This is a genomic window from Nitrosomonas sp. Nm34 (assembly GCF_900113925.1).
Classification (GTDB): Bacteria; Pseudomonadota; Gammaproteobacteria; order Burkholderiales; family Nitrosomonadaceae; genus Nitrosomonas.
In genome coordinates this window covers 1-7,519 of the sequence record NZ_FORD01000090.1, presented here as the reverse complement: position 1 = coordinate 7,519, position 7,519 = coordinate 1, and the positions used below count along the sequence as shown (strand labels likewise).

Annotated in this window: 11 protein-coding genes; 9 read left to right on the top strand and 2 right to left on the bottom strand. The window is 39.8% G+C overall.

The window, feature by feature from the left end; translation table 11 throughout:
• Positions 1 to 24: 24 nt before the first annotated feature.
• From BM283_RS16675 to BM283_RS16660, 3 genes are all read left to right on the top strand, one after another.
• The gene (locus tag BM283_RS16675; protein ID WP_090695144.1) at positions 25 to 1,017 is read left to right on the top strand and encodes a zonular occludens toxin domain-containing protein; all 993 of its coding nucleotides are present in this window, start codon (positions 25 to 27) and stop codon (positions 1,015 to 1,017) included.
• A 390-nt stretch (positions 1,018 to 1,407) separates the two neighbouring features.
• Positions 1,408 to 1,704, top strand: coding sequence for a type II toxin-antitoxin system RelE/ParE family toxin (locus BM283_RS16665; RefSeq protein WP_090695140.1), 297 nt, complete (start codon positions 1,408 to 1,410; stop codon positions 1,702 to 1,704).
• A 1-nt stretch (position 1,705) separates the two neighbouring features.
• The gene (locus tag BM283_RS16660) at positions 1,706 to 2,011 is read left to right on the top strand and encodes an addiction module antidote protein (RefSeq protein ID WP_090695137.1); all 306 of its coding nucleotides are present in this window, start codon (positions 1,706 to 1,708) and stop codon (positions 2,009 to 2,011) included.
• Here the strand turns inward: BM283_RS16660 and BM283_RS16655 are convergent.
• Positions 2,006 to 2,677, bottom strand: coding sequence for a hypothetical protein (locus BM283_RS16655; protein ID WP_090695136.1), 672 nt, complete (start codon positions 2,675 to 2,677; stop codon positions 2,006 to 2,008). The genes BM283_RS16660 and BM283_RS16655 overlap by 6 nt on opposite strands.
• A gap of 324 nt (positions 2,678 to 3,001) precedes the next feature.
• Between BM283_RS16655 and BM283_RS16650 the strand changes: the two genes are divergently transcribed.
• The 6 genes from BM283_RS16650 to BM283_RS16620 all read left to right on the top strand — a co-directional run bounded on the left by BM283_RS16650 (position 3,002) and on the right by BM283_RS16620 (position 6,459).
• Positions 3,002 to 3,238, top strand: coding sequence for a hypothetical protein (locus BM283_RS16650; protein WP_090695133.1), 237 nt, complete (start codon positions 3,002 to 3,004; stop codon positions 3,236 to 3,238).
• Positions 3,239 to 3,517: 279 nt separating this feature from the next.
• Positions 3,518 to 3,946 (top strand): hypothetical protein, encoded by a 429-nt coding sequence (locus tag BM283_RS16645; RefSeq protein WP_090695131.1) that lies wholly within the window; start codon positions 3,518 to 3,520, stop codon positions 3,944 to 3,946.
• A gap of 112 nt (positions 3,947 to 4,058) precedes the next feature.
• Complete coding sequence (locus BM283_RS16640; RefSeq protein ID WP_090695129.1) at positions 4,059 to 4,700, top strand: hypothetical protein; 642 nt, start codon at positions 4,059 to 4,061, stop codon at positions 4,698 to 4,700.
• Positions 4,701 to 5,702: 1,002 nt separating this feature from the next.
• The gene (locus BM283_RS16630) at positions 5,703 to 5,921 is read left to right on the top strand and encodes a ribbon-helix-helix protein, CopG family (protein ID WP_090695124.1); all 219 of its coding nucleotides are present in this window, start codon (positions 5,703 to 5,705) and stop codon (positions 5,919 to 5,921) included.
• Positions 5,922 to 5,930: 9 nt separating this feature from the next.
• The gene (locus tag BM283_RS16625) at positions 5,931 to 6,200 is read left to right on the top strand and encodes a BrnT family toxin (protein ID WP_090695123.1); all 270 of its coding nucleotides are present in this window, start codon (positions 5,931 to 5,933) and stop codon (positions 6,198 to 6,200) included.
• A complete protein-coding gene (locus BM283_RS16620) occupies positions 6,184 to 6,459 on the top strand; it encodes a BrnA antitoxin family protein (RefSeq protein ID WP_090695121.1) in 276 nt (91 codons plus the stop codon). Before BM283_RS16625 ends, BM283_RS16620 begins: the two co-directional genes overlap by 17 nt.
• A 55-nt stretch (positions 6,460 to 6,514) precedes the next feature.
• On the opposite strand, the gene BM283_RS16615 is transcribed toward BM283_RS16620, so the two are convergent.
• The gene (locus BM283_RS16615; protein WP_090695118.1) at positions 6,515 to 7,495 is read right to left on the bottom strand and encodes a zonular occludens toxin domain-containing protein; all 981 of its coding nucleotides are present in this window, start codon (positions 7,493 to 7,495) and stop codon (positions 6,515 to 6,517) included.
• Between the last annotated feature and the right edge of the window lie 24 nt (positions 7,496 to 7,519).

The window sequence follows — 7,519 nt, the reverse complement described above, 5'->3', positions numbered from 1 at the left end:
GGCATTCTTTCTCAATCATAAATCATGGCTATCAATCTAATATCAGCGGTTCCAGGCGGTGGCAAATCATCCTACATTGTCTGGCATGTCATCAAGCCAGCGGTGGAAGCAGGGCGCATCGTTTATACCGTTGGTATCCCCAAGCTGAAAATACCCACCATCGTTAAAAAATATGCAGATATATCCAAGTGGCACGAGCGCACCTGCAAAAATCCGGAAGTATTTGACGAATCAGACCGGATCTATGAATTGAATAATTTTGCAGAAGGCTCACTCATCGTTATTGACGAAGCCTACAAGCTTTGGCCAGCTGCTGGACGTGCCAAAGCATCAGAAGATATCGAATACCTCAGAGAACACCGTCATCACGGCCTTGATATCTATATCGTCGCGCAAACACCCAGCTACATACACTCTGACGTACTAGGACTGGTGGAAAAGCATCTGCACATTACGCCCACATGGAAGGGCAGACGTATCTATGAATGGTCAGAATATTGCAGCACGCCACGTCTTAAAACATCAAAAGAAAACGCGGTTGAAAGCGTTTATAAATTGCCGACAAAAGCGTTCGATTTATACGAATCTGCCTCAATTCATACTAAACAGAGTAAAAAAATACCTCTGAAATTCTGGGCATCTATCGCAGCCATCATACTTGCGCCATTAATGGCGTATCTGGCAATAGACCGCATCAAATCGCGCGTGACGGGTGAGAATGTGGCAAAACAGGAAGAAATCAAAGATGAAAAAGAAGCGCCAAAAATAGTCAACCACACGCCACAGAACCACACACCAGCGCCACAACCCGAAAAAATAATACCTGTCACACACACGCTTGTATCAGACCGTATTGATTGGTCTAAGGTATTAACTTGTGTTTCCAGCAAAGCGCGATGCATTTGCTATGGCCACAGCGTAGAACAGCTGGTAATACCTGATGAAACCTGTCGACTTGCTTCTAATCATGGGTTTCCTCGATCACCTAATCAAACAGTTTCTAATAATAAGATCTAGAAAAATGTTATTTATCTTCCTTATTAGTGAAATTGATGAACGTATTAATAACATTCCGCTGCTTTATTACATTTACCATTCTTGCATTGATGAACTCATACCGGCGAAAATACCTCACTGGGCTAAAGAAATACTTTTCATAATTAGCCTGGTGTTTCGTTACAAAATCTGGGTGGAAGATAATCCAAAAGAAGACCACAAAAACGACTAGCAGGAAATGTTGGTGGGTTCCCTGACTGGGCGCCCGCTTGCGGGCTGTCGAGGGGGCACCGGCTTTCCGTCGCGGGTCAAACCGCGATGCATCCAGCATCGCGCCGATCCCAACCCATCAGCCCCTTACAAGACATCCGATATTGATCATTCGTAGTTATTAAACTACACTACATTAAAATGGTCGAAATACAACAAACTGAAACATTTAAGAAATGGTGGGGGAGACTTAAAGACGAACGCGCCCGCGGCTTGATTCTTTCGCGATTGGGACGCCTTACCTACGGCCACACTGGCGACGTAGAACCTATAGGGCAGGGAATTAGTGAATTACGTATCCATTATGGTCCAGGTTATCGAATTTATTTTCAGAAGCGAAAAAACGCCATCATTGTTTTACTCTGCGGTGGCGACAAAAGCACGCAGGACAAAGACATTAAAACTGCAAAGCGTTTAGCTGAAGAATGGAGCGAATGACATGACTGAAAAACTGACTACTTTTGATATAGCCGAAGAATTGACCTCTGCCGAGGCCATAGCGGTGTATATGGCCGATGCTTTTGAATCAGACGATGCTGGCTATATTGCCCACGCACTAGGCGTTGTAGCCCGATCTAAAGGCATGAAACAGATTGCGGAACAAACTGGTCTTTCCCGCGAACAGCTTTACCGCTCTTTTAGTGAAAACGGCAATCCAACCCTTAAAACAACATTGGCCGTCATGAAAGCTCTTGGCATCAAGCTGACTGCCAAAATCATGGATTCCCCAGGTCGCTTGTTATAGCAAACCATTGTTGAAGACATAGATAAAGTTCTCGATTAAAACAATACAAAAGAATGCAAATCCCAGTGAGTAACATATCGTACAAAAAAGCCTGGGTATGGGTTTGGTAGATGAAAATATATCTTGGACGTAATGAAAAGTTTCTTTGAGATTTTCTTCAGGAATCCCAGATTTGATAAGAGCTATCGGGATACTTTCATTTTTTTTTATTTGTTTGTAATCACCACTATAACAGATGAGATGTTTGACGAAATAATTCTTTTTACTATCTGGTATTGAAAATGGCCACATATAATATGAGTCATAGCGGTATATATTAAAAAATGCTCTTATAAGTGCGGATTCGTCCTTTCCTCTTTCTTTCCATTCATTGAAATTATTATATTTTTTTATTGATCCAGGGCAGCATATGGAATATACAGCGCTACCTAAAGAAAAGAACACTGAGCTTAAATAGAACATTTGCCAACTAAAAGGAAGTGCCATATTTAAAGTGATAGTTTCATCAAAAATGGTGAAGCTGAGAGTGTCTTTGATACCTTCCAATACTTTTGCAGTAGCCGGGACAAAAAATAGCCAAAAGTAAGAGCTTCTAACTATTTTGTTATTACCTAATACTTTTAGCGCATCCCATAAGGGTACTTTATATAATAAATTTCTAATCATAATATTAGCTGTTTTATATGTGTCTGGTGATTTCCAGCTTAAGAACACCCTTTGAGACTAAAAAATAGAATGGTTATTGTTGCGGTGCTTGTCCTAATTTCTGATGCAATATTTTTCATTTAAGATTGTGACTTTTATGACTATCAAATAATTATACTTTTAACATATTTGTTCGCTTTTATCATATTAGTAGCAGCAACATAAGTGATTTAGGAAGAAAACTCAGTATTTGTAATAGTCTAGTAACTATACTGTCTATTTGTTTGCTCGAATATGCTTCTATTCTTCGTTATGCCATGATTCTTCTTTTGTAGGATATGCGCTATGTTTTCTAATTTATATAATATTTATTGGTTTATTCGAGCTGCTCGTAAACCATCTGAACGCCGGAGACATTATCGCTATGCAGCGGTCGAAAAAAAACGCCTGCTTGACTTAGGCGTTGATCGAGAGGAATTGCGTTTGTTATGTCGTCATCTTATTAACCCGCAAAATCGTTTTGCGGAAAAAAGCCTAACAGCCTATAGAGATAGTATGAAAAATGATCAGATTTCCTTCTGAATCTCATACGTCGAGAATTGCGTATAATGTGTATTATGTTAAATGGAGTTATCGTAGAAGGAATTCCAAAAAATCATCGGATCGATTTTTAGAATATATTTTTAGATTACTCTCAAAATTCATCCACCCAGATTTATCACTTAGAGTTTAACTCCCTGCAATAGCCCTATTCCTGACAAGCCATATCAACCTTGATGATAGATACTTATCATCATTCTTTTAGAAGCATCACCCTGATTTTTGTTTTGCAATCATTTTGCCTTAAAGGAGGCAAATAGAATGGACAACCTAATAAGAAGTATAAACAGTCTGGAAATTGAAAAAATAACGGGTGAAAATCAAGAAACAATCAAGCGCTGGAAGAAAGGAACAAAGAAGATCCCTGAATCAGCTATCAGACTCTTAAAGCTGTATGTCAATGGTGATGCTACTGCTTTGTTAGGCAAAGATTGGGAGGGTCACGTTTTCAAAGACGGTATGCTGTTTGTGCCTGAATGGCGGCGTGGCTTTACTCCTGGCGAAATTAGAGCCCTATTCTGGAAATGCCAACTTGTAGCTAGCTTAGAAAGTGAAATCAGATTATTAAAGAAACAACTTGAAGAGAGTAACGCGGAAATTGAAGCACTAGAAATTAAGGCTGATTTCTATAGGCGGCAAGTTATACTTGAAAGCCGTTTTGGCATGATGTTACAGAAGAGTTTTTCTTAATAAACTCAAAACAAACTAAAGTCCCGATAATTCCAAAAACGTCTGATTCTCAAGTCAGGCGTTTTTAAGACCGCAGAACAGTTTATTTAATATACCTCCATAAGAGAAAGCATTGAACGAAAAATATATTTGGCCACTAATTGGTGTAATTCTCGGGTGGTTACTGTCCCTTTTATCTTCAGGCATAAACAAACGTTCTGACAAACTTAAGAGTATAGGCCGTCTTATATCAAAGCTCCTTTTTATACATGAGCATGTCCAGACATTGCAGAATATTTGTGAGCACTTAAACAAATATACAGTTAGTTGGAAAGAATTTGAGAATAGTCGAAAATTATTTACAGAACGCTATTTTTTAGAACCACCATTGCTCCTCGATTCACTTCAGTCATCCATTGAAGAGATCTCTGGGATATATCCAGTTGAAGCACTCAAACTCCATAAACTAGTTGATAGGTTACTTATATTCAAGAAGGCTCCTCTTACGACCGCAACAAGAAGCGATGAATTATACGAGATAATATTTAAAACTTACGTAATCAGCATTGAGATTTGTAAGAGTGAATTAAATAGCATGCTTCGCTTTTTTGCATTACGTCATGGTTTGTTGACTTTTTTTCGCGTGCTTCAGCAACTCGCCGCAAGAAATACATCAAAAGAATCAGAAGAATTCACATCTAATTTAGCACAAGAATTTTACACTGAAATAAATCGTAATTCTAAATGTGGCGTTAAACCAAGTAGTAATAATTAAGTACACACTATTTAATGGAATATTCTTGGTCAACTCAGAAAACTAAACTGAACAGAGCACTATAATATTAGTGCATTCCATTCAGTCTAGTATTTTGCGGCTTAATTTAGTTTTTTCTCAAACCGCAAATTCAACCTAAGATTAAGTTTATTAAAACTAAACCCAGCATCAAAAGCGTATGCCTCTTGGAGATACCTACGCTGTTCTTTCTGCTGTTCAACATTTTCGTGAAAATGTGGGTTGATTTCTTCGCTATTATTAAACATAATGTTTAGCAATGTGTATATGATTACACATATGTAAACAAGATTGGATTTTGATTTTTTCTTATCTGTCAAAAACACCTCCGTTTATATGTTATTAAGGGTGAGGAAAATGTTGGAATGCGTCCTAAACATTTAAACCATTTTCCTCATTTCCATATTCAAGCGTCATTTAAACGCTTAATCTTAATATACTGCTTACTACCTGTAGTAGCAAGTGAGAGATTATGGTAGACCTATTGTACTAGTGCACTCTTCTAATTACTTCTCCCTCGAAAATCCTTACCAGGTTAATTAAGATTATGGTTTAGCAGGAGGATGGGGTGTATAAATAAGCGCGAAGCTGGCAACATTCCGGTTTTACCTGCGACAAAAAAGGGTTTCCCCCTGACGTCCTACCCCTTCGGGGTAAGGGTTCTACCAGGGCACCCTTCTCTCATTTTCTGCTAGTCGTCATTAAATATATAAAAACGCGCTCGCCGCTGGGCATCAGTCCGAGAGATGATTCTTTTCTCGGACTGAATGCAGAGCGTATCTCAATCGTGCCCGTCAAGGGCTTCGCAAGCGCTAACGCGCCCTTGACGGATTGAGAGAAGCAGGAAAGGCACCTTAAAAGAAAAAACATTATCGGTAGGTTATCATTGGTTATAGATTCTATTTATCGGCATAACACCCCCTTCCCCGTTACAGTGTAACAATTGTATGCTATCGTTACAGCATAACAATTTAAGTAAAAGAAATGGCTAAAACGAGCGCAGAAAGACAACGAGAGTATAGAGATAGAGCATTTAAGGATCCATTTGGGCTGAATTTAACGCGTGTCCAGGTGATGTTAGATGCACATCCAGCTGCAAACTTACGTAGAATGGCAAAATATACGGGTAAAAGCAAACGTGAGTTAATTGAGCAAGCGATCAACGAACTGGCAGCAAAATTAAACTGTAACTATGGTGATTAGTTACAGTTGATGAAGATTGTATTTGATCAGACCAAGAACAGTACAAATTTAGCTAAGCATGGTGTGCCATTGAGCTTGGCGCTTATGATTGAATGGGATACGTTGTTGGCCAAGCAGGATGAGCGGAAAGAATACGGGGAAAAACGCATGATTGGCTATGCACTGGTTGATGACCGGCTTTATTGCGTAGTGTTTACTGATCGGGATAATGAGCGGCGTATTATCAGTCTAAGAAAGGCTAATCAAAGAGAGGTTAAATATTATGTATCTCAAAACTAAATCAGGCAGAAAGATCAAATTGCCTACTCCAGAGGAAGAAAGAGCTATTCAAGCTGGTATCGATGCTGATTCGGACACTTACGAGCTCTCAGAGAGCGAATTGAAGCAATTAAAGCGTGTAGAAACAGATAAGGAACAGATTACTATTCGTTTATCACGTGAAGTGGTGAAATCATTCAAGGATACGGGTGCTGGTTGGCAATCCCGTATCGATGAAGCTCTGAAGGAATGGTTGAAAATGCATGATAAAGCAAATTAATTGTTACACTGTAACAATTAATAATCACCGCTTGATATTTTCCATAAATCCACCTTTATAAATTTGTTGATTTTGAAACGCGTGGAAATCCATGCTTAGACGCAAGCCGACAGGTTTCATCAGGTATAACGAGCTGTTCTACACTGTGACCGTAGCAAATACATTGTTTTTTGCTGGATACACATGTTAGTACTTTTGACCAGTCCACACGGTCTGATACAAGCGTATGAGTGACAGGTGCGATTTTTTCGGGCTGCGGCGCTGGTGTTAGGTTCTGTGGCGTGTGGTTGATTATTTTAGGCGCTTCTTTTTCCTCTTTGATTTCTTCCTGTTTTGCCACATTCTCACCCGTAACGCGCGATTTGATGCGGTCTATTGCCAGATACGCCATTAATGGCGCAAGTATGATGGCTACGATAGATGCCCAGAATTTCAGAGGTATTTTTTTACTCTGTTTAGTATGAATTGATGCGGATTCGTATAAATCGAACGCTTTTGTCGGCAATTTATAAACGCTTTCAACCGCGTTTTCTTTTGATGTTTTAAGGCGTGGCGTGCTGCAATATTCTGACCATTCATAGATACGTCTCCCCTTCCATGTCGGTGTGATGTGCAGATGCTTTTCCACCAGTCCTAGTACGTCAGAGTGTATGTAGCTGGGTGTTTGCGCGACGATATAGATATCAAGGCCGTGATGGCGATGTTCTCTTAGGTATTCGATATCTTCTGATGCTTTGGCACGTCCAGCAGCCGGCCAGAGCTTGTAGGCCTCGTCAATTACGATGAGTGAGCCTTCTGCAAAATTATTCAGTTCATAGATCCGGTCTGATTCGTCGAATACTTCCGGATTTTTGCAGGTGCGCTCGTGCCACTTTGAGATATCCGAATATTTTTTAACAATGGTGGGTATTTTCAGTTTGGGGATACCAACGGTATAAACGATGCGCCCTGCTTCCACCGCTGGTTTGATGACATGCCAGACAATGTAGGATGATTTGCCACCGCCTGGAACCGCTGATATTAGATTGATAGCCATGATTTATGATTGAGAAAGAATGCC